Origin of the sequence: Bradyrhizobium sp. 147, assembly GCF_023073935.1 — a bacterium.
GTDB lineage: Bacteria > Pseudomonadota > Alphaproteobacteria > Rhizobiales > Xanthobacteraceae > Bradyrhizobium.
In genome coordinates, this window is sequence record NZ_JADPKL010000077.1 from 48,368 (window position 1) to 67,923 (window position 19,556).

General features: G+C 64.4%; 17 protein-coding genes. 2 read left to right on the forward strand and 15 right to left on the reverse strand.

The window, feature by feature from the left end; translation table 11 throughout:
• Positions 1 to 4: 4 nt before the first annotated feature.
• From IVA87_RS16975 to IVA87_RS17010, 8 genes are all read right to left on the reverse strand, one after another.
• The gene (locus IVA87_RS16975) at positions 5 to 844 is read right to left on the reverse strand and encodes an SDR family oxidoreductase (protein ID WP_247334322.1); all 840 of its coding nucleotides are present in this window, start codon (positions 842 to 844) and stop codon (positions 5 to 7) included.
• Between the two features lie 13 nt (positions 845 to 857).
• The gene (locus IVA87_RS16980; protein ID WP_247334323.1) at positions 858 to 1,619 is read right to left on the reverse strand and encodes an SDR family NAD(P)-dependent oxidoreductase; all 762 of its coding nucleotides are present in this window, start codon (positions 1,617 to 1,619) and stop codon (positions 858 to 860) included.
• Positions 1,616 to 2,464 (reverse strand): sugar phosphate isomerase/epimerase family protein, encoded by an 849-nt coding sequence (locus tag IVA87_RS16985; protein WP_247334324.1) that lies wholly within the window; start codon positions 2,462 to 2,464, stop codon positions 1,616 to 1,618. The genes IVA87_RS16980 and IVA87_RS16985 overlap by 4 nt, the downstream gene beginning before the upstream one ends.
• On the reverse strand, positions 2,461 to 3,225 hold the full coding sequence (locus tag IVA87_RS16990) for an SDR family oxidoreductase (protein ID WP_247334325.1): 765 nt from the start codon (positions 3,223 to 3,225) through the stop codon (positions 2,461 to 2,463). Before IVA87_RS16990 ends, IVA87_RS16985 begins: the two co-directional genes overlap by 4 nt.
• A complete protein-coding gene (locus IVA87_RS16995) occupies positions 3,218 to 3,907 on the reverse strand; it encodes an acylneuraminate cytidylyltransferase family protein (RefSeq protein ID WP_247334326.1) in 690 nt (229 codons plus the stop codon). The genes IVA87_RS16990 and IVA87_RS16995 overlap by 8 nt, the downstream gene beginning before the upstream one ends.
• Positions 3,907 to 5,826, reverse strand: coding sequence for an N-acetylneuraminate synthase family protein (locus tag IVA87_RS17000; protein ID WP_247334327.1), 1,920 nt, complete (start codon positions 5,824 to 5,826; stop codon positions 3,907 to 3,909). The genes IVA87_RS16995 and IVA87_RS17000 overlap by 1 nt, the downstream gene beginning before the upstream one ends.
• Positions 5,827 to 5,848: 22 nt before the next feature.
• The gene (locus IVA87_RS17005; protein ID WP_247334328.1) at positions 5,849 to 7,225 is read right to left on the reverse strand and encodes a CBS domain-containing protein; all 1,377 of its coding nucleotides are present in this window, start codon (positions 7,223 to 7,225) and stop codon (positions 5,849 to 5,851) included.
• A 382-nt stretch (positions 7,226 to 7,607) separates the two neighbouring features.
• Positions 7,608 to 8,831, reverse strand: a complete 1,224-nt coding sequence (locus IVA87_RS17010; protein ID WP_247334329.1) for an AMP-binding protein — start codon at positions 8,829 to 8,831, stop codon at positions 7,608 to 7,610.
• Positions 8,832 to 8,920: 89 nt separating this feature from the next.
• On the opposite strand from IVA87_RS17010, the gene IVA87_RS17015 reads away from it, so the two are divergent.
• Complete coding sequence (locus IVA87_RS17015) at positions 8,921 to 10,072, forward strand: AGE family epimerase/isomerase (RefSeq protein ID WP_247334330.1); 1,152 nt, start codon at positions 8,921 to 8,923, stop codon at positions 10,070 to 10,072.
• Here IVA87_RS17015 and IVA87_RS17020 read toward each other — a convergent pair.
• The 6 genes from IVA87_RS17020 to IVA87_RS17045 all read right to left on the reverse strand — a co-directional run bounded on the left by IVA87_RS17020 (position 10,069) and on the right by IVA87_RS17045 (position 17,214).
• On the reverse strand, positions 10,069 to 10,908 hold the full coding sequence (locus IVA87_RS17020; protein ID WP_247334331.1) for an ABC transporter ATP-binding protein: 840 nt from the start codon (positions 10,906 to 10,908) through the stop codon (positions 10,069 to 10,071). The genes IVA87_RS17015 and IVA87_RS17020 overlap by 4 nt on opposite strands.
• A 141-nt stretch (positions 10,909 to 11,049) precedes the next feature.
• On the reverse strand, positions 11,050 to 12,333 hold the full coding sequence (locus tag IVA87_RS17025; RefSeq protein WP_247334332.1) for an ABC transporter substrate-binding protein: 1,284 nt from the start codon (positions 12,331 to 12,333) through the stop codon (positions 11,050 to 11,052).
• A 42-nt stretch (positions 12,334 to 12,375) separates the two neighbouring features.
• Positions 12,376 to 13,449: a branched-chain amino acid ABC transporter permease gene (locus tag IVA87_RS17030; RefSeq protein ID WP_247334333.1), complete on the reverse strand. Its 1,074-nt coding sequence runs from the start codon at positions 13,447 to 13,449 to the stop codon at positions 12,376 to 12,378.
• Positions 13,450 to 13,452: 3 nt separating this feature from the next.
• A complete protein-coding gene (locus IVA87_RS17035) occupies positions 13,453 to 14,346 on the reverse strand; it encodes a branched-chain amino acid ABC transporter permease (protein WP_247278769.1) in 894 nt (297 codons plus the stop codon).
• A 118-nt stretch (positions 14,347 to 14,464) separates the two neighbouring features.
• Entirely contained in the window at positions 14,465 to 16,396 is a 1,932-nt protein-coding gene (locus IVA87_RS17040) for a long-chain fatty acid--CoA ligase (RefSeq protein WP_247334334.1), read from the reverse strand.
• Positions 16,393 to 17,214 carry an ABC transporter ATP-binding protein gene (locus IVA87_RS17045; protein ID WP_247334335.1) on the reverse strand — a complete coding sequence of 274 codons (822 nt, stop codon included), beginning with the start codon at positions 17,212 to 17,214 and terminating at the stop codon, positions 16,393 to 16,395. Before IVA87_RS17045 ends, IVA87_RS17040 begins: the two co-directional genes overlap by 4 nt.
• Before the next feature lie 336 nt (positions 17,215 to 17,550).
• Here IVA87_RS17045 and IVA87_RS17050 point away from each other — a divergent pair, with 336 nt between their 5' ends.
• Entirely contained in the window at positions 17,551 to 18,225 is a 675-nt protein-coding gene (locus IVA87_RS17050; RefSeq protein WP_247334337.1) for a Crp/Fnr family transcriptional regulator, read from the forward strand.
• Here IVA87_RS17050 and IVA87_RS17055 read toward each other — a convergent pair.
• On the reverse strand, positions 18,222 to 19,484 hold the full coding sequence (locus IVA87_RS17055) for an MFS transporter (protein WP_247334338.1): 1,263 nt from the start codon (positions 19,482 to 19,484) through the stop codon (positions 18,222 to 18,224). The genes IVA87_RS17050 and IVA87_RS17055 overlap by 4 nt on opposite strands.
• Positions 19,485 to 19,556 lie beyond the last annotated feature (72 nt).

Sequence of the window (19,556 nt, forward strand, 5' to 3'; positions counted from 1 at the left end):
GCGGTTACCATACGCTCCTGCCGCCGTCCATGACGAGATTCTGTCCGGTCATGTAGCTCGACGCATCCGAGCAGAGGAACTGGACCGCGGCGCGATATTCGTCGACGTCGGCCATGCGGCCCATCGGGATCAAGCGTGTCAGCCGTTCGACGAAGGCGGGATCCTGGTTGTTGAAGACGCCGCCCGGAGAGATCGCGTTGACGCGCACGCCGTGATCGGCCCAGTAGGTTGCAAGATATTTCGTCAATCCGATGAGACCGTGCTTGATTACCGAGTAGGTCACCGGCTTCACCGGCTGCTCCTCTTCACTTGTCACATGCGGCTGGCGATAGAGTCGCTGGTCCGGCGCGATCACCCCGAGATCGGAGGCGATGTTCAGGATCACCCCGCGGCCACGTTTGGCCATCTCGCCGCCGAACACTTGCGCGCACAGCATCGCGCCGGTCAGGCCGACCGAAATTTCGGTCTGCCACTGCGGTACCGGGAACGCCTCGAAGCGCGAGGAGTGCGTGACGCCGGGCGCGGAGGTTACCTTGGGGTCGATCGCTGCGTTGTTGACGAGGATGTCGACGGTGACGCCGCGGCCTGCAAGCTGCTCGTTTGCAGCGCGCACCGAGTCGAGCGAAGCGACGTTGATCTCGAGCGGGATCAGATCGGCCGAAGGTGCGACCTGCTTCAGCGCCGCCGCGGCGGCTTCAGCCTGCGTCAGGCGGACATCGGTGACGACTACGCGCGCGCCGGCTTCCGTGAGCGCCGCGACATGCTGTTTGCCCAGCAGTCCGCCGGCGCCCGTGACGAGCGCGGTGCGTCCGGTCAGGTCGTAGCGGGAGAAGGGATTTGCCATCGAAGGCTCCTGTTCAGCTTCTGAGCTGGCCGCCGTCGGCCACCACGACGCTGCCGGTGATAAAGGCGGCTCGTGGCGAAGCAAGGAAGGCAACGACGTCGGCGATCTCCTCGGGAGTGCCAAGCCGGCGCAGCGCCACCTCGCGCTGGAGCATGTCGTCGACCGCCGGCTTGTTTTCGGCGATCTTGCGCGCCCAGGTGCCGTCCGGGCTCAAGATGTTCCCGGGCGCGACCGCGTTGATGCGGATACCCTCCAGCGCCAGCGGGCGCGCCAGTCCGCGCACGGTCGCGTTCAGGGCCGCCTTCGCACCGTAGTAGGTAACGGGCGCGCCAAGCGCCGCCATGCCCGCAATTGACGAGATGCAGACGATAGCCCGGTCGCCGCTACCGCGCGCCATCAGCGGCCGGGCCGCCTCGATCATGTTGGTCGCGGCGAACAGATTGAGATCGATCATCCGCGACCATTCCGCCGCGGTTTCCTTGCCCGGCGGCACGGAGGCGCCGGTGCCGACATTGCAGATCAGGATATCGAGCCGGCCCCATTGTTTCCCGATGCTCTCGACCAGCACCTTCGCGGCGACCGGATCCGTGACGTCGGCGACATGCATCGAGGCGTTGCCGCCGACCGCTGCCCGCGCGGCATCAAGCGCATCGGCGCCGCGCGCAGCGAGCGCGACCTTTGCACCCTCCGCGGCAAGCGTCGCGGCGATTGCGAGCCCGATTCCGCGGCTGGCGCCGGTGACGAGCGCGACGCGATCGTTCAGCTCGAGTTTCATCGCGCGGCGTCCTCGATCCAGCCAACCGTCATGTCGCGATATCTGGCCAGCGCGCCGGCATGGTCGCCGTCGACAGCGCGCGCGGTCTGCAGGATGTACTGCCCCTTGTAGCCCGATCGCTCGATCAGCCGGATCGTTTTGGCGAGATCCGCATTGCCGGTGCCGAGCGGCACGGTGGTGCCGCCACGGACGCGGTCCTTGACGTGAACATTGAAGATGCGCGGCGCATAGGCCCCGATCTCCTCGTCGCTGTCATAGCCGAGCGAGGCGCTGTTGCCGCTGTCGTAGTTGATGCCGAACATGTCGGCCGGAAACGCCTCCATGAACCGGGCGAGCTCGCGCGGGGGCAGATCGGACTCGAAGACGATCTTGACGTTCCGTCTTGCAAGCGTCTCCGAGCGCGCGAGCAGCACGCGCTTCAACGTGTCGCTCTCGCTCTCGCGCTCGATCTTGCCGTTGTCGACCAGCGGGATCACGACCAATTCGATTCCGATGCGGCTACAGGCGGCGATCAAGAGATCGAGGTCGGCGACGAGCGCATCGCGCACGACGGCATCAACCTTCCAGAACGGCGCCTGCATGAAGCAGTCGCCGGTCAGGCTCGGGATGCGCACGCCGTTCTCGCGCGACAGCGTCAGAATCTCCTGCTGTCCTGGCTCGGTCGTCAGGGGATTGTCGCGCAGCCGCTCCTGGTCGATGGTCCACTCCATCCGCGTCAGGCCGAGCGCCCTCGCGCGCGGGAATTCGTCACGCCATTCGTTCCATGGAAACGCCTGGATCTTGCCATCGACGAGCGCCGACAGACGTCCCTGCATGAAGCCGATGCGTTGCAGCGCTGCGGTCACGATTTGCTGTCCGAACTGATGGCGAGGCCTTTGGCGATCCAGCCGCCGTCGATGAAGATCTCCTGGCCGGTCATATAGGCGGAGGCTTCCGATGCGAGGAAAACGGCAGCTCCCACCATATCGGCGGGCTGCCCCCAGCGGCCGAGCATGGTGTGGCGGCGCCGATCCTCATGCATGACAGGATCGGCGAAACTCTTCGCGGTCATCTCGGTCACGACATAACCCGGTGCGAGCGCGTTGACGCGGATGCCGTCGGGCGCATAATCAGCGGCAAGCGCGCGCGTCAGCCCGGCAAGACCAGCCTTCGCGGCTACATAGCCGGGATTGCCGGGAAAGCCGCGAGCTGAATTGATGCTGGTGACGTTAACGATCGCAGCCGAGCCCGCGTTCTTCAGCAGCGGATGGGCGGCAAGGATGGTGGCATACACGCCAGTGAGGTCGGTTGCGACCGTCGCACGGAACCGTGTGAGCTCGCTTTCCGCGCTTTGGGCGGGAAGGCTGATGCCCGCGGCATTCACGAGTGCGTCGATGCGTTCGCCTCTTGCCGCAATGATGCGGAACGCACCTTCGATCGCCGCATCATCGGAGAGATCGCAGGCAATGGCCCCGACGCCGTGTGGCGCGGTCCCGGACCGGCTGAGTCCGAACACTGTGGCCCCCGCATCTTGCAGGCCGCTCGCAATCGCCGCACCGATGCCGCGCGAAGCGCCGGTGACGACCGCGACCTTGCCTGCGAGGGAGAAGGCGCTGAGATCAGGCATAGCCGTAACTGCGCATGATGGCGGCGCACAGCTTGACGTCTTCGGGACGGTCGATCTGGAACATCTTGTGACGCTCCATCACGTGAAATCCGATCTTGCCGCCGAGACGATTGCTCTGCTCGCGCAGGAGTGAGGGGATGAGAACGTAGAACGAGCCGTTCTCCAGGTAGCGCTTTTCGATCTGCTGCCGCATGCGGCGGTTGCGGAAATCGTAGTTGATCGGTTCCGGGCCGTTGGCACCGATCCGCCAGTTGAAGTAATCCTCAACCTCGCAAACTGAGAGCAGGCTATCAAGGTGCTCGCGGTCGAAGGTCTCCAGGGCCCGTTCGATGTCGGCGGATTCGCGGATCGGCGAGGTCGCCTGGAGCGCGACGACGCGCTCGAAGCGCCCGTGGCGCGCGTCGATGGCCTCAAGCGCGTGCAGCCAGGCGGATTCGGAGGAGGCGAGATCGCCGGAGATGTCGTCGGGCCGGCGCACGCCGACGGCGCCGGCCGCTTCGGCCGCGGCGAGAATCTGCTCGCTGTCCGAGGAGACCGCGACCACGTCGACGCCGCGCGCTGCGCGCGCCTGCTCGACGGTCCAGGCGATCAGCGGCTTGCCGCAGAGATCGAGCAGATTCTTGTGCGGGATGCCCTTCGAGCCGCCGCGTGCGGCGATCACGGCCAGCGTCTTGCGCGCCATCAGATGTGCCCCTCGAGACGCTCGAGCGCGGTCCAGAAGCCTTCGCCCATGTTCTTGTGGCCCTGCCATATCTCGGGAATGAACGACGCGGTCGGTGCATGCTTGCGCAGCACCTGTCCGATTTCGTCGAAGTCGATCTCGCCTTCGCCGATCTGGAGGCCTTCGCCGTCGAGGCCCTTGGCGTCGCCGAAATGCAGATGCGCGGTGTGCGGTCCGAGCTGGGCAAGGCCTTGCGCGAAGTCGAAGCCGAAATGATTGGCGGCGAGCTTGGTATGGGAAATGTCGACGCACATCCGCAGGCCATGCTTGGCGCAGAACTTAGCCGACTCCTCCGGGAAGATGAAGATATTCTGATGGCGCTGGCCGCCGAAATGCCAGGGGAATGGCGCCATGGTTTGCGGCGTCAGCTCGACACCGGCCATGTCGAGCTCCGTTAGGCTCTGGGCAAAGATGCGGTAACGCTCGGCCTTTTGCTCCGGCGGCAGCGGCTCGTCCATGGTGAACCCGCCGATATTGGCGACGATCGGCGGGCGCTTGGTCTTCGGGAAGAACTTCTTCAGGCCGCGGGTGATGTCGATCACCGCCTGCGTTTGCTCCAGCGAATAGCGCCGCAACGCCTCGTCGGGCGTTGCGAGGTCCATCAGCTTGGAGCCGGCAAACAGCTCCGGCGCGTGCACGACGAAACCGAGATCATAGGTGCCGGAGAGATAGGCCGCCGGATCGCGCTCCATGTCGCTATAGCTTAAATGGAACTCGATGATGTCGGGCTGACAGAGTTCCAGGAAGCGCTCGGTGTCGTGATAGCGCACCGGCACGCCCCACGGGCGGTCGAAGCGGTAGCGGCGAGCTCTTGCGGCGCCTTCGTCGAGGTCGCTCTGGAAGAAATAGTCGTCGGACGATATCGTTCGCGTCAGCTTGCGACCGAGCAGCGCCGGCATCTTCAGCGGCGACAGGCCCTGTCCCGGGCTCTTCACCGCAATGTCGCTCTCGGAGATGATCGTACCGGCCGGAAGGTCGCGCGCGGCCACCAGACTCTTCGCGAGATTTTCCCGGTTGATCAGCTCGCCCTGACTTAGCGCGCGTTCTGCGAGCTTCTCGCCGCGCGCCGCCTCGACCTCGCGGATGCCGGAGACGAGTGCCTTGAATTCCTCGGGCTCGAGGCTCGCGGCGTGATCGGGGCCTTCCATCTCGCGGTCGAGCGTGATGTGGCGTTCGATGACGACGGCGCCGAGCGCCACCGCGGCGGTCGAGACGGCGATGCCGCGCTCGTGGCCGGAATAGCCGACGACCGGGTGGATCTCGCGCAGCGTCTCCATGAAACGCAGATGGATGTTGTGGAGCGCCGCAGGATAGGTGCTCTGGCAATGCAGCAGCACATAGCTCGCATTGCGGTCGTCGAGGAATTTCGCCGCGGTCTTGATCTCGTCCGTCGTGCTCATGCCGGTCGAGACGATCAATGTCTTGCCGGTGGCGGCGAGGCACGCGAGCAGCGGCAGGTTGGTGAGATCGGCCGATGCGACCTTGTAGGCCTGCACGCCGAAAGTTTCGAGCACGGCGACGCTCTTTGCGTCCCAGGGCGTGCAGAGATATTGGATGTCCTTCGCTGCGCAGTACTCGGCGATCTTCTTCTGCTTCGCGGTCGGCAGTTCGAAGCGGCGCAGGAGATCGAGCGTATATTCGACCGCGAGGTCGTCGTCCTTTCCGGACAGACTCGAGGCGCGATAGACCTCCTCGAGCTTGCGCATCTGGAATTTGGCGCAATCGGCGCCGGCCGCGACCGCGGCATCGACCAGCGCGATGGCGCGGTCGAAGTCGCCATTGTGGTTGTTGCCGATCTCGGCGATGACGTAGCAGGGTTGGCCATCGCTCAGAAGACGGTTGCCGATGCGGACCGGGGCAGGCTGTTTGGGCGATGTCATCAACATTCTCGTCTCATATGCGTCAGGCGAGCCGCGCGGGAAAGCGCGACTTCCACGTCCGCAGCCCGTTCTCCTCGAACATGATGCGCGAACAGCGGTGTCCCCCCTGTTCCAGCGCGGCGATGAGCTGGTAGCGCTCGAACGGACGTACGAAGAACATGAAGTAACCGCCGCCGCCGGCACCCAGCAGCTTGCCGCCGACCGCGCCGTGCTGTTTGGCGAAATCGTAGATCGCGTCGATCGCGCCCGACGAGATCTTCGAGCTCAGTTTGCGCTTGGCGTGCCAGGCCTCGTCGATTAGCCGGCCGCATTCCAGGAGCTGGCCGCGCAGCAGATGCCGCCGGATATCGCGCGTCACTTCCTTCTGCTTGGCGGCCGCAGCGACTGCGTCGCTGGTCTCGTGCTGCGCCTTCTGGTCGCGATGAATGGCGCCGGAATCGCGACCCGAGCCGGTGTAGCAGAGCACCAGGCTTTCTTCGAGCTCGGCGATGATGTTGGGATCGAGCCGAAGCGGCACGATGGTGTTCTGGTCGGAGAAGAATTCCATGTGATTGAAGCCGCCGAACACGGTGGCGTACTGATCCTGCCAGCCGCCGGGGATGTTGAGCATGAGCCGCTCGGCCTGGAACGCCATCTCCGCGATCTCGTGGCGGTCCCACTGATCCCCGCGGAATTCGTTGAAGCAGCCGATGATCGCGGACGAGACCACCGCCGAGCCGCCGAGGCCGGAGCCGACCGGGAAGTCCGCCGACACTTCGAGCTCGAATCCGTAAGTCGGCTTGATCAGGCGCACGACCGACTTGATCAGCGCGAGATCTCCGTCAGTGCCGAGCTCGGCGAGATTGTCAGCCTCCACGGTGCGACGGAAGTCGTGCGAGTAGATCCGGATGCTGGGATCGTTCCGGCGCCGCAGCGTCGCATGAGCGTACATCTTGATGGTGGCGTTGATGACCGCGCCACCGTCATTTGCCACGAAATAGTGCGTCAGATCGGTGCCGCCGCCCGAGAAGCTGATCCGCACCGGCGAGCGGGCGCGCGCGAACACTTCGCTCTCTTCCGACAGGTTGAACAGCTCGCGGCTGAACACGTCGACCAGCCGTCCCTCGCCATCGAGGATCGGCACCACGTGCACGCGCTGGTCGAGCAGCTTGAGGATCTGCTCTCGCGGTCCGCCGGTCCGCGCCCAGACGAAGTTGCGATTGATGCAGGTTGCAACCCGGTCCTGGATTGTGGTGCCCGTCAGCATCCGCCTGCGGATGTCACCGTCCGTCACCGCGCCGACGATTCGCCCGCTCGCGTCCTGCGCGAACAGGATACCGAGCATGTTCGCATTCAGGCGCCGGAAAGCTTCCTCAATGGTCTCTGTTTCGGCGATCGTGACGAGGGTTCGTTCAAGCACGTTTTGGGATCCAGGAAAGGCCAAATTCCAGGCCATATCGTTACAGGGGTGGTAATACGGGAGCGGCTGGGACGATGCAAGGTTCCCGCGCCCGGGCGCATTACGCCAAAAAGGGCGCGCGTCAAGCGCTTCGGCCGCGCAGTGGCCGATTTACATTGGGCGCGGCTAGAAGCATCCGTAACGGGTCGCGATTTGGAATCAGCTCGGGGATCAAGTGCGGGTATCACGATGGTGCGCGGTGCTGCTGCGCGATGGCGAGTTAATCGCTGCCGCGAGGGAGCGCGCTTCGCGCATCCAAGGCGTCCATGCGGACGGCAACCCTCTCTACGGTCGGCTGATCGGTGAGTTCGCGAACGCGACCTCGCTGTCGAAGTCGCTGAAGTTAGCGTTCGTCCGCGATCACCTTGCCGTCGTTCGGCAGCACGCCGGGGCTGACCAGCTCGACGTTACCGCCGAGCTTCGTCACGGCACGCAAGGTGCTGGCGATCTGCTCGCGCAACTCGTCGCTCGCAGCTGTCGTTTCCGCTTTCAGCGTCATTGCGTCGGTCTCGCCCGGGCGCGAGACGACGAGGCGCAGTCGTCCGAGTGCGGAATGGCGCTTGCCGATTTCGGCGATCTGCTCGGGGCGGACGAACATGCCCTTCACCTTTGTAGTCTGGTCGGCGCGGCCCATCCATCCCTTGATGCGCATGTTGGTGCGCCCGCACGGACTGACGCCCGGCAGAGTCGCGGTGAGGTCGCCGAGTGCGAGCCGGATCCAGGGATGGTGCGGGTCGAGCGAGGTGACGACGATCTCGCCGACGTCGCCCGGCGCAACCGGATCCCCCGTGCCGGGCTTGACGATCTCCAGGATCAGGTCCTCGTTCACGACCATGCCTTCGCGAGCTTCGGTCTCGAACGCAATGAGGCCGAGATCGGCGGTGCCGAAGGCCTGATAGGCGTCGATGCCGCGCGCCTTGATCTCTGCCTGGAGCGAGGGCGGAAACGCCGCGCCCGAGACCATAGCGCGCTTGATCGAGGAGACGTCGCGGCCGCCGCTTGCTGCGGCATCGAGCAGGATCTTCAGGAAATCCGGCGTGCCGCTGTAGCCGACCGGCCGGTAAGCCTCGATCAGCTCGAACTGCTGTTCGGCATTGCCGGGACCCGCCGGAATCACCGCGCAACCAAGCGCGCGTGCCGATGCGTCGAAGATGAAGCCGCCCGGTGTGAGGTGGTAGCTGAAGGTGTTGAGCACGATGTCGTCCGGGCGGAACCCGGCTGCGAACAGCGCCCGTGCGCCGCGCCAGGGGTCGGCTTGGCGCCCCTCCGGCTCGAAAATGGGCCCAGGGGAGGTAAAAAGGCGGGCGAACGACCCTGGCGCGGCCGCCACAAGGCCGCCGAACGGCGTGGAAGCCTTGTGCAGGGCCGGTAGTTCCGACTTGCGCAGCACCGGCAGGCCCGCCAGCGCCTCTCTAGACCTCACTGAGGCGGGGTCGAGGCCCCTCAGCCGCTCGGCATAGGCTGGAGCGGCCATCGCGCTGCGCAGGACCTCCGGGAGCCGCAAAAACAGCTCGGCCTCGCGCGCGCCCTGGTCGCGCGTTTCGAGGGCGTCGTAATGAGCGGTCATGGCTGATCTTTCCGGGTTGGCATGGTCCGTTGCACGCCGCCGCCGGCATCGGTATCAGACGGCCATTGGCGAGGCTTGAAGAGGACCCGATGGCGGACGAAGGAAGTATTGCGGCGGACGAGGCGGTGGACGTCGTCGCGCGCCTGAAGCGCCGCATGATCGACGAGGCGCTGCCGCTGTGGTCGATCGTCGGCTGGGATCACGCCACGGGCGGTTTCATCGACCGGCTGCACCCGAACGGTACGGCGGACGCGGCCGCGCCGCGCCGCGTGTTCGTGCAGGCGCGCCAGATCTATTGCTACGCCAAGGCCGCGCAGATGGGCTGGTATCCCGAGGGGCGAGCGATCGCGCTGAAGGGGCTGGAGCATCTGTTGGACAGAGCGAAGGCGCCAGACGGCCGGCCCGGCTATGTGCACCGGCTGACGCCGGAAGGGGCGGTGCTGGATGCCCGCCGCGATGCCTATGACCACGCCTTCATCCTGTTTGCGCTCGCGACGGTCTACGCCTTCGACCGGGATGCACAGGTGCGCGCCGAGATGGATGCGCTGCTCGGCTTCCTCGACGGCCATCTGCGCTCGCCGCATGGTGGCGTCCACGAAGGCCTTCCGGTCTCGCTGCCGCGCCGGCAGAACCCGCACATGCATCTGTTCGAGGCGATGATCGCCTGCTTCGAGGCGACCCACGATCTGTCGTTCCAGAACCGCGCCGGTGAGTTCTTTGCGCTGTTCCTCGCCAACCTCTATGACAAGCGGAAGTGCGTGCTCGGCGAGTATTTCGAGGAGGACTGGTCGAAGATCGAGCCGATCAGCGTCGAGCCGGGTCACCAGGCGGAATGGGTCTGGCTCCTGAAGCGTTTCGAACGCATCACGGGATGCCCGACCGGGCAGCGGCGCGCCGAACTGTTGGCGACCTCGCTGCGCTACCGCGACGAGGCCACGGGCTGCCTGATCGACGAGGGCGACGACGCCGGCAACATCCGCCGCAGCACGCGTCGGCTGTGGCCCCAGACCGAGATCGCGAAGGCGTGGATCGCGCAGGCCGAGTCCGGCGAGGCCGGCGCGGCGGACGAAGCGCGCGCAGCGCTGTTGCGGCTCGAACGGCATTATCTCAGCCATCCTGTGAAGGGCGGCTGGTACGATCAGTTCGACCGCGACGGCAAATCGCTGATCGACACCATTCCTGCGTCGTCGTTCTATCATGTTCTGTGCGCCGTCACGGAAGCGGAGCAGGTGTTGGGTTAGAGCCAACGCTTGCGCCGCTTGAAGCTCTTGAGGTTCTTGAAGCTCTTGCGCTGGTCGCCGGCGCCGCCGAGGTAGAATTCCTTGACGTCCTCGTTGTCGCGCAGTTCGCCCGCGGTGCCGTCGAGCACGACCTTGCCTTGCTCCATGATGTAGCCGTGGCTCGCCACCGAGAGTGCGGCGCGCGCGTTCTGCTCCACCAGCAGAATGGTGACGCCGAGGTCGCGGTTGATCTTCTGGATGATCGAGAACACCTCCTTCACCAGCAGCGGCGACAATCCCATGGACGGCTCGTCCATCAAGATCATTTTCGGGCGCGCCATCAGCGCGCGGCCGATCGCAAGCATCTGCTGCTCGCCGCCCGAGAGATAACCGGCAAGTCCGGTGCGTTCCTTCAGGCGCGGGAAGTAGTTGAAGACCATGTCGAGGTCGGCATCGACCTCGCGATCCCTGCGGGTGAAGGCGCCGAGCCTGAGGTTCTCTAGCGAGGTCATGTCGGCGACGATGCGCCGGCCCTCCATCACCTGGAAGATGCCGCGGCGCACGATCTTGTCGGGATCGATGCCGTTAATGCGGTCGCCCTCGAACAGGATCTCGCCGCGCGTGACCTCGCCGTCCTCGGTCTTGAGTAGTCCCGAGATCGCCTTGAGCGTCGTCGACTTGCCGGCGCCGTTGGCCCCTAGCAGCGCCACGATCGCGCCCTTGGGCACATCGAGGCTGAGGCCGCGCAGCACCAGGATGACGTCGTCATAGACGACCTCGATGTTGCGCACGCTGAGGAGGGCGGACGCAGGCACGATGCTGGGGTTGGGGCGCGTTGCTTCGGCAGTCTGGGTCATGCAGTCTTCTCCGCTGTCGTCACCCGCGAAGGCGGGTGACCCAGTATTCCAGAGACGCCCAACGTTCCCGAGAGGTCGCGGCGTACTGGATCCCACGCCTTCGCGGGGGATGACAGTTGTGTGGGGGGCGAAAGCGGGGGCTCACCACCCCAGCAATTCCGCCTTGCGCGGCAGTTCGACGGTCTTGACCTTCTCGAGCTTGATCGTGCCCTTGGCCATGAGGTCGTTGAGGTCGCCATCGGTCGCGCCTGAGACCTTGGTGCGATAGAGATCGACCTTCAACGTGCCGCGGTGGTCCTTGTCGGTCCAGGTCGAGGGATTGCAGACGCCTTCCATCCCGGCCGGAACCCAGTCCTTCTTCTGGTAGAAGCCTTTGGCAACGTTCTCGCCCGTGGCGCCGCCGTTCTTGGCAGCCCAGTCGAGCGCTTCCTTCATGTACAGCGCTGAGCAGACGGCGGCGACGTAGTGTACGGGGCGATAGACCTTGCCGGTGGGATCTGACATCTTGGAGATCTCCATCAGGGTCTTCATGCCGGGCGCATCGCCGCCCCAGCTCACCGCGGTGCGCAAGGGGAAGATCACGCCATTGGCGGCATCGCCTGCAGTCTTGGCGGCGTTCTCGTCCATGCCCCAGACGTTGCCGAGGAACTGGATCTCGACGCCCGCGGTCTTGCAGGCCTTCATCACCGAGATATTGGAGGCCGCGGTGTTGCCGAGATAGGCGTAGTTGGCACCCGAAGATTTCAGGCTGAGGCACTGCGCGCTGTAGTCACCGGGTGCGAGCGCGAACACGAGCGGCGGCAGCACCTCGAAGCCGAGCTCCTGTGCCATGGCTTCGCCGGCGGCCTTCGGCGCGTTCGGATAGGGATGGTTGGCGCCCATGTGGACGAATTTCGGCTTGCCGGACTTTCCCTTGGCCTTCCAGTCCTCGGCCGCCCACATCAGCATCGCGCGTAGCGCGTCGGAATAGCTCGGGCCGTAGAAGAAATTGTAGGGAGCAGGCTTGGCCTTGCCGCTGACGCCTTCGGGATCGGTCAGCGCGGCGGCATAGGAGCCGGACATGTCTGGAATCTTGTCCTGTGCGAGGAAGCCGGTCAGCGCCTCGGTGTCCGCGGTGCCCCAGCCCATGATCGCAGCGACCTTCAAGTCCGGCGCCGACCACTTCTTGTAGAGCGCGATCGCACGCGGCACCTGGTAGCCATAATCGTTGGTGTCGACGTTGAGCTGCTTGCCGCCGACGCCGCCGTTCTTGTTGACCCAGGCGAAGGTGTCGGCGACGGCCTGTCCATAGGGCGTGCCCACGTCGGAGGTGCCGCCGGAATAATCGGCGAGATGTCCGATCGCGATCTGTGCCTGCGCGCTTGCCGAGAATGCGGCGATCGCAAGCGCGAGCGATGCGGTGCTCAAAAGGGACTTCATCGTCATGGGTCGGTTCCTCCTGTTATTGTTTAAGTGAAGCTTCCGCGCTCAATGCGAGAACGGGTAGAGTTTCCAGTAAGCCTTGATCTGCCGCCAGCGATGCGCGAGGCCATCAGGCTCGAACATCAGGAACGCGATGATGATCACCCCGATCGCGATCTCGCGCAGGAAGGTGATGTTGTTGTTGAGCGAGAGCGCCTTGTCGATTGCGCCTCCCTTCAAGTGCAGGCTGAGGAATTCCATCGATTCAGGCAGCAGCACCACAAAGGCGGTGCCCATCAGCGTGCCCATGATCGAGCCGGTGCCGCCGATGATGATCATGGCCAGGAACAGGATCGAGCGCTCTATGCCGAAACCTTCCTGGGAGACCACGAGCTGGTAATGCGCATAGAGCGCACCGGCAATCCCGGCGAAGAAGGCGGCGAGGCCGAACGACAGCGTGCGGTACTTGGTGAGATTGATGCCCATGATCTCCGCTGAGAGATAATGGTCGCGGATCGCCACCAGCGCGCGACCGTCGCGCGTGCGCATCAGATTGGTGACGAGGATGTAGCTCGCCAGCACATAGGCCAGCACGACGTAGAAATACTGCCTGTCGCCGCGCAGCGTGTAGCCCAGAATCGAGAACGGCTCGGCGCTCGCAGGCACCGATCCGCCCGAGAACCATTCGGCGCGGGAGAAGAAGTCGAGCAGGATGTATTGCGCGGCCAGCGTCGCGATCACGAGATAGAGGCCCTTCAGCCGCGCCGCCGGGATGCCGAAGATCAGCCCGACCAGCGCAGTGACGATCCCGGCGAGCGGAATTGCGAAGAACACCGGGATCGGCGCGTTGTTGGAGATGTAGGCCGAGGTGAAGGCGCCGAGCAGGAAGAACGCGGCGTGGCCGATCGAGATCTGGCCGGTGAAGCCGACGAGAATATTCAGCCCCAGGGCCGCAATCGAGAAGATGCCAATCTGGATCAAGATGCTGAGCCAGTAGCCGCTGAAGAATTGTGGCGCGAGACACAGCAGCAGCACGCCGGCGATCGCAAAATTGCGGCTGGTCGTGGTCGGAAAGATCGTGGTGTCCGCGGCATAGGTGGTGCGGAAATCACCAGCGGGTATGAGGGCAGGGCCGGCCATGGGTCAGATCCGCTCGATGTCGTGGGTGCCGAACAGGCCGTAAGGCTTGATCATCAGCACGATGATGAGGACGTAGAAGGGCGCGATCTCGTAGAGGTTGCCCCAGTGCAGATATTCGCTGTCAACATATTGCGCGACGTTCTCCAGTAGCCCAATGATGATGCCGCCGAGCACGGCGCCGCCGACCGAATCGAGTCCGCCGAGGATCGCCGCCGGAAACACTTTGATGCCGTAGGCCGCAAGGCCAGAGGACACACCGTTCACGACTGCAACGACGACGCCGGCGACGGCCGACACCGTCGCGGAGATCGCCCAGGCCATCGCGAACACGCTTTTCACGGAAATGCCGAGCGACTGCGCAACCTGCTGGTTGAATGCGGTGGCGCGCATCGCAAGACCATACTTGGAAGCGCGGAAGAACCAGGCCATGCCGATCATCATCGCCACCGACACCACAAGGCTCATGACATAGACGGTCTGGATCTGAAGGCCGAACAGGCTAACCGACTGGCTCTCGAACACGCGCGGGAACGGCTGCGGATTGACGCCGAACATCCATTTCAGGGTCGCCTGGAGCACGGTGGAGAGGCCGATCGTCACCATGATCACCGAGATGATGGGCTCGCCGATCATCGGCCGCAGGATCAGGACCTGGACCGCGATGCCGAAAACGAACATGAACACCAGCGTCATCGGCATGCCGATCCAGAACGGCACCTGGTATTTGGCCAGCAGGGCCCAGCACACCCAGGCGCCGACCAGCAGCAGCTCGCCTTGCGCGAAATTGACGACCTGCGTCGCCTTGTAGATCAGCACGAACGACATCGCGACCACGCCATAGAGCGTGCCGACCACGAGGCCGTTGACCAGGAGCTGAAAGAGGAAAGCGGTGTTCATGTCGGTCGACCTAGTTCGTCATTGCCAGGCTCGACCCGGCAATCCATCGATGTGGAAGGAAGCTTGCTCGGAAGGGGATGGATGCGCGGGTCAAGCCTGCGCATGACGATCACTTGTGTCACTCCGCGGCCTCCGCCATGTGCCGATGTCCACCCAGATCCACGACGCGCAGGGTCGTGCGGACGCGCTGCGTGGTGCCGTCCTGGAAGCGGATCACGGTGTCGACGGGAATGTCTGAATCGCCGCGGTAGATCGCATCGATGATCCCTGCGTACTTCTCGTTGATGACGCTGCGGCGCACTTTGCGTGTGCGGGTGAGTTCGCCGTCGTCGGCGTCGAGCTCCTTGTAGAGCAGCAGGAAGCGCGAGATGCGCTGCGCCGGCGGCAGCGTCGCGTTGACGGTCTCGACCTCCTGGCGCAGCAGCGTATAGACCTCGGCCCGCGAGGCGAGGTCGCTGTAAGTCGTGAACGAGAGCCGGTTCTTCTCCGCCCATTTCGAGATGATGGAGTAGCGGATGCAGATCATGGCGGCGAGCGTGTCGCGGCCGGCGCCCAGCACCACGGCCTCGGCGATATAGGGCGAGAACTTCAGCTTGTTCTCGATGAATTGCGGCGAGAAGCGCTCGCCGCGCGATGTCTCGGCGAGATCCTTGATACGGTCGATGACGACCAATTGCCCCTGAGCGTTGAAATAGCCAGCGTCGCCCGAGCAGAGCCAGCCGTCCTTGAGGTCAGCGACGCTCGCTTCGGGGTTCTTGTAATAGCCGAGGAACATGTTGGGATGCCGCACCACGATCTCGCCGACGCCGTGGACGTCGGCGTTGTCGATCCGGATCTCGACATTGTCGGCCATTGGTACGCCTGTCGTGTCGGGATCGACCTTGCCCTCGGGATGCAGCGTATAGGCGCCCAACAGCTCGGTCTGGCCATAGAGCGTGCGCAGCGGCACACCCATCGCCTGGAAGAACTTGAACGTATCAGGACCGAGCGCCGCGCCGCCGGTCGCCGCCGAGCGCAGACGGGTGAAACCGAGCCGGTCGCGCAGTGCGCGGAACAAGATCGCGTCGGCAAAACCCGAGCGCTTACGGTGCGCGAGTGCGGCCAGACCCGATTTCATGCCGACATCGAACAGGCGCTGCTTCAACGGCGTGGCGTCCATCACCTTGGCGCGGACATCGGCTGCGATCGATTCCCAGACGCGCGGCGCGAACAATACGAAGGTCGGCGCGATCTCGCGCAGATCGTTCATCATCGTATCGGGCTCTTCGACGAAGTTGATCTTCATCCGGCACAAGAGGCCTTTGCCGAGCACGTAGACCTGCTCCATGATCCAGGGCAGCGGCAGCACCGAGACGTATTCGTCATCAGGTCCCTTCGGATCGAAGGCGAGATAAGTCGCGCAATGGCCGAGCACGCGGCCGGCCGCGAGCATCGCCAATTTTGGATGCGAGGTGGTACCAGACGTCGTGCAGAGGATCGCGACGTCCTCGCCCTTGGTCGCATCCACGAGCCGATCGTAAAGCTTCGGATCCCGAACGGCCCGCGCGCGGCCGAGCTCGGCGAATTTCTCGGCCGACATCAGCCTGGGATCGTCATATTTCCGCATGCCGCGCGGATCGGAATAGATGATGTGCTTCAGCTTCGGCACGCGCTCGGCGAGGGTGAGCAGCTTGTCGACCTGCTCCTCGTCCTCCGCGAAGACGAGCTGCGCTTCGCCATAGGTCAGGAGATAGGCGGCTTCCTCGTCCAGCACGTCGCGATAGAGCCCGAGGCTCAACCCGCCAACGGCATGGGTCGCGACTTCCGCCGCGACCCAGTCCGGCCGGTTGTCGCCGATGATGCCGACGACGTCGCCGCGGCCGAGGCCGAGCTCGACGAGCCCGAGCGCGAAGTCGCGCACCCGCGTCTGGTAGTCGTTCCAGGTGAAGATGCGCCAGAGCCCGAGATTCTTCTCGCGCAGCGCGATCTCGTTGCCATGCTCCCTCGCATTGAGCCGGAGCATCTTGGGATAGGTGTCGGCCTGCGCAACGCGTCCTGCGTAATCCATCATGCCGCGCTCTCCTGCGCCGGCGGGGCATCGTCCGGATCGACCAGCACCTCGTCTTCCTCACCAAGATAGGCACGCTTGACGTGAGGGTCGGCAAGGACCGCCGCGGGATCGCCCTCGGCGATCTTCTTGCCGAAGTCCAGCACCATGACGCGATGGGAGATGTCCATCACCACGCCCATGTCGTGCTCGATCATCACCACCGTCATCCCGAACTCCTCGTTGAGATCGACGATGTAGCGCGCCATGTCCTCCTTCTCCTCGAAGTTCATGCCGGCCATCGGCTCGTCGAGGAGGATGAGGCGCGGCTCCAGCGCCATGGCGCGGGCGAGCTCGACGCGCTTGCGCAAGCCGTAGGAGAGGGTGCCGGCGGTGGCTTTTCGCACCGATTGGAGATCGAGGAAGTCAATGATCTCCTCGACCTTGCGGCGGTGCTCGAGCTCTTCTTTGCGCGCGCCGGTGAGCCAGTACAGCGAGCCCGTGAGGAAATTGTTCTTCAGGAGGTGATGGCGCCCGACCATGATGTTGTCGAGCACGCTCATGTGGTGGAACAGCGCTAGATTCTGGAAGGTACGGCCGATGCCGAGCGAGGCGCGGGCGTTCGGCGTCAATCCGGTGATGTCGCGGCCCTGGTAGAGGAGCTGGCCTTCGGTCGGCCTGTAGCGACCGGAAATACAGTTCACGATCGAGGTCTTGCCGGCGCCGTTGGGCCCGATGATCGAGAACAGCTCGCCTTGCCTGATGGCGAAGCCCACATCGGTCAGCGCACGCACGCCACCGAATCGCAAGGACACGCCGCGCACTTCTAGACTAGTACCCACCAACAAATCCCTCCCGGTGATGGCGCATTCAGTTGCGCTCTTCATCCGTTGTTTTCGGGCGATCCTAGTACGGTCGTCCTGGTGAGGCCATGCAGCCATTGGTCTCGACCGGAGCCGCGCGACCTTCGTTCCCATCAGGGCTCAAAGGCCGCATCGCCCAAGGTGGCTCTCAATACGGGAAAGCGCTATTTTGAAATGTCTTCGGCCTGACAATTCGGTGACAAAGTTTTTCGGGCGGGCGCGGCGTCCATCTTTGGTCGGATGGCGGCCGAGGTGATCATGTTGCAGTGCAGCAGAAGGGCGGAGTGACGAAACGGTGCGGCTGGCTTCGAGATCATGATTTCAGAGGATCAACTGAAGCGCATCGCCGCCTGGTCGCGCGAGCTCACGGAGGCCGAGATCGAGGTCGCACGCGCCGGAATCACCGAGCGGTCCTACGGCACCGGCGAGACCGTGTTCATGCGCGGCGACACCTTTGGCTACTGGGCCGGCATGGTCTTTGGCCTTGCCCGGATGGGCGGGGTGTCGCGCGACGGCAAGGAGACGAGTCTTGCCGGGCTGACGGCAGGGGCCTGGTTCGGCGAAGGCAGCGTGCTCAAGAACGAGCCGCGACGCTACGACGTGGTCGCGCTGCGCGACAGCCGGGTCGCACTGATGGAACGCAGCGCCTTCATGTGGCTGTTTGAAAACAGTGTCGGCTTCAACCGCTTCCTGGTCCGCCAGCTCAACGAGCGGCTCGGCCAGTTCATCGGCATGCTCGAGGTCAACCGCACGCTTGATGCCACCGCGCGCCTCGCGCGCAGCATTGCCTCGCTGTTCAACCCCATCCTCTATCCCGAATCGACTGCGCATCTTGAGATCACCCAGGAGGAGATCGGCGCGCTCTCCGGCATGTCCCGCCAGATCGCCAACCGCGCGTTGAACCGGCTGGAGAAAGAGGGGCTGCTCCGGCTCGAATATGGCGGCGTCACGATCCTCGATATCGAGCGGCTGCGCGGATACGGGGACTAACGCGCATTGGCGGGGGCGTGCACCGGCCAGAGGTCGGCGCGCCAGCGGATCGCGATTGCCAGCATCGCGATGATCCCTGAGGCGGCATAGAGCGAACCCGTGGCGGAATAGCCGATGATATCGATCAGGCTGCCGGCCGCGAGTAGTCCGAGCGGCAGGCCGTAGATCACCATCATGCGGACGCCCATGACGCGACCGCGCACATGTGCGCTCGCCGTCCGCATCAGGATCACGGCTGCCGAGATCATCGACATGCTCTGCGCAATACCGGCGAGGACGAGGCAGGCCATCGCCACCGGCAGGGTCCTGATCTCGACGAATACCAGCAGCATGGCGTACCAGGCCAGCGTCGCGCCGATCAGGAGCCGGGCAATGCGCAGTCCGTTCACCAAGCTCAGCGTGATGGAGCCGATCAGCGAGCCGACGGCGAAGCTCGCCGAGAGATAGCCGAGGCCGGTCTGGTCGGTCTGAAAGATCTCCCGCGCGATGTAGGGCAGCAGTCCGCCGGTGAAAGGAAATGCGGTGAGATTGGCCAGGAAGGCGACGCATACCGCCGCGCGCATTCCCGGGCCATTCCAGGCGTAGACGATCCCCTCCTTGAGGTCGGCAAATAATCGGGACATCGCGTGACTGTTCGCCGGGAGATCGCTCGTGGTGACGGTCCTTTTCGGCCGGGTCAGGCAGAGCATGAGCAGCGCGGCCACGAGGTAGAGGCATGCGATCGCCACATAGACGAGGCCAATGCCAAGAACGGCGAACAATCCGGCGCCCGTCAATGCTCCGGCGATGCGGGCGCTGTCCTGGGTGGTACGCGCAACACTGATGGCGCCGACCAGTTGCTCGGCCGGCATGATCTCGGCAAGCAGCGCGCCCCGGACGCCGAGATCCGACGGCCGAATCAGGCCCATGATCGCGACGATGACCATGACACTGAGCGGCGACAAATGACCGGCCAACGCCAGAGCCATGATGGTCGACGAGAGCACCGTATAGGCAAGACGCATCGCGACCAGCAGGTCGCGATGACCCATGCGGTCGCCGATCATGCCGAATACCGGCGCCACTAGCGTCCCGACGAACTGGAGCGATGCAAGCACGGTGAGCAGCAGCACTGAGCCGGTCTCGACCAGGATGTACCAGCCGAGCACCAGCGTCTCGACCTCGAATGCCCAGGAGGTCAGCAGGTCGGACGGCCACTGGAAGCGATAATTGCGGATGCGGAATGGCGCGAGCGCCGATCGTCGCGCGGCTGCGCTCACGACGCGATGACGCGTGTCACGGCGATTCCTTTACTTTGTTTCTTCTTCTGCGCGAGAAGGTAGCGTCGGTGA

Bases quoted from the DNA above. Each gene is read 5' to 3' on its own strand.
- IVA87_RS17015 (WP_247334330.1), top strand. From the start codon at position 8,921: ATGGCGGACGAAGGAAGTATTGCGGCGGACGAGGCGGTGGACGTCGTC.
- IVA87_RS16975 (WP_247334322.1), bottom strand. From the start codon at position 844: ATGGCAAATCCCTTCTCCCGCTACGACCTGACCGGACGCACCGCGCTC.
- IVA87_RS16990 (WP_247334325.1), bottom strand. From the start codon at position 3,225: ATGCCTGATCTCAGCGCCTTCTCCCTCGCAGGCAAGGTCGCGGTCGTC.
- IVA87_RS17030 (WP_247334333.1), bottom strand. From the start codon at position 13,449: ATGGCCGGCCCTGCCCTCATACCCGCTGGTGATTTCCGCACCACCTAT.
- IVA87_RS17035 (WP_247278769.1), bottom strand. From the start codon at position 14,346: ATGAACACCGCTTTCCTCTTTCAGCTCCTGGTCAACGGCCTCGTGGTC.
- IVA87_RS17000 (WP_247334327.1), bottom strand. From the start codon at position 5,826: ATGACATCGCCCAAACAGCCTGCCCCGGTCCGCATCGGCAACCGTCTT.
- IVA87_RS17020 (WP_247334331.1), bottom strand. From the start codon at position 10,908: ATGACCCAGACTGCCGAAGCAACGCGCCCCAACCCCAGCATCGTGCCT.
- IVA87_RS17050 (WP_247334337.1), top strand. From the start codon at position 17,551: ATGATTTCAGAGGATCAACTGAAGCGCATCGCCGCCTGGTCGCGCGAG.
- IVA87_RS17040 (WP_247334334.1), bottom strand. From the start codon at position 16,396: ATGATGGATTACGCAGGACGCGTTGCGCAGGCCGACACCTATCCCAAG.
- IVA87_RS17025 (WP_247334332.1), bottom strand. From the start codon at position 12,333: ATGACGATGAAGTCCCTTTTGAGCACCGCATCGCTCGCGCTTGCGATC.
- IVA87_RS16980 (WP_247334323.1), bottom strand. From the start codon at position 1,619: ATGAAACTCGAGCTGAACGATCGCGTCGCGCTCGTCACCGGCGCCAGC.
- IVA87_RS17010 (WP_247334329.1), bottom strand. From the start codon at position 8,831: ATGACCGCTCATTACGACGCCCTCGAAACGCGCGACCAGGGCGCGCGC.
- IVA87_RS16995 (WP_247334326.1), bottom strand. From the start codon at position 3,907: ATGGCGCGCAAGACGCTGGCCGTGATCGCCGCACGCGGCGGCTCGAAG.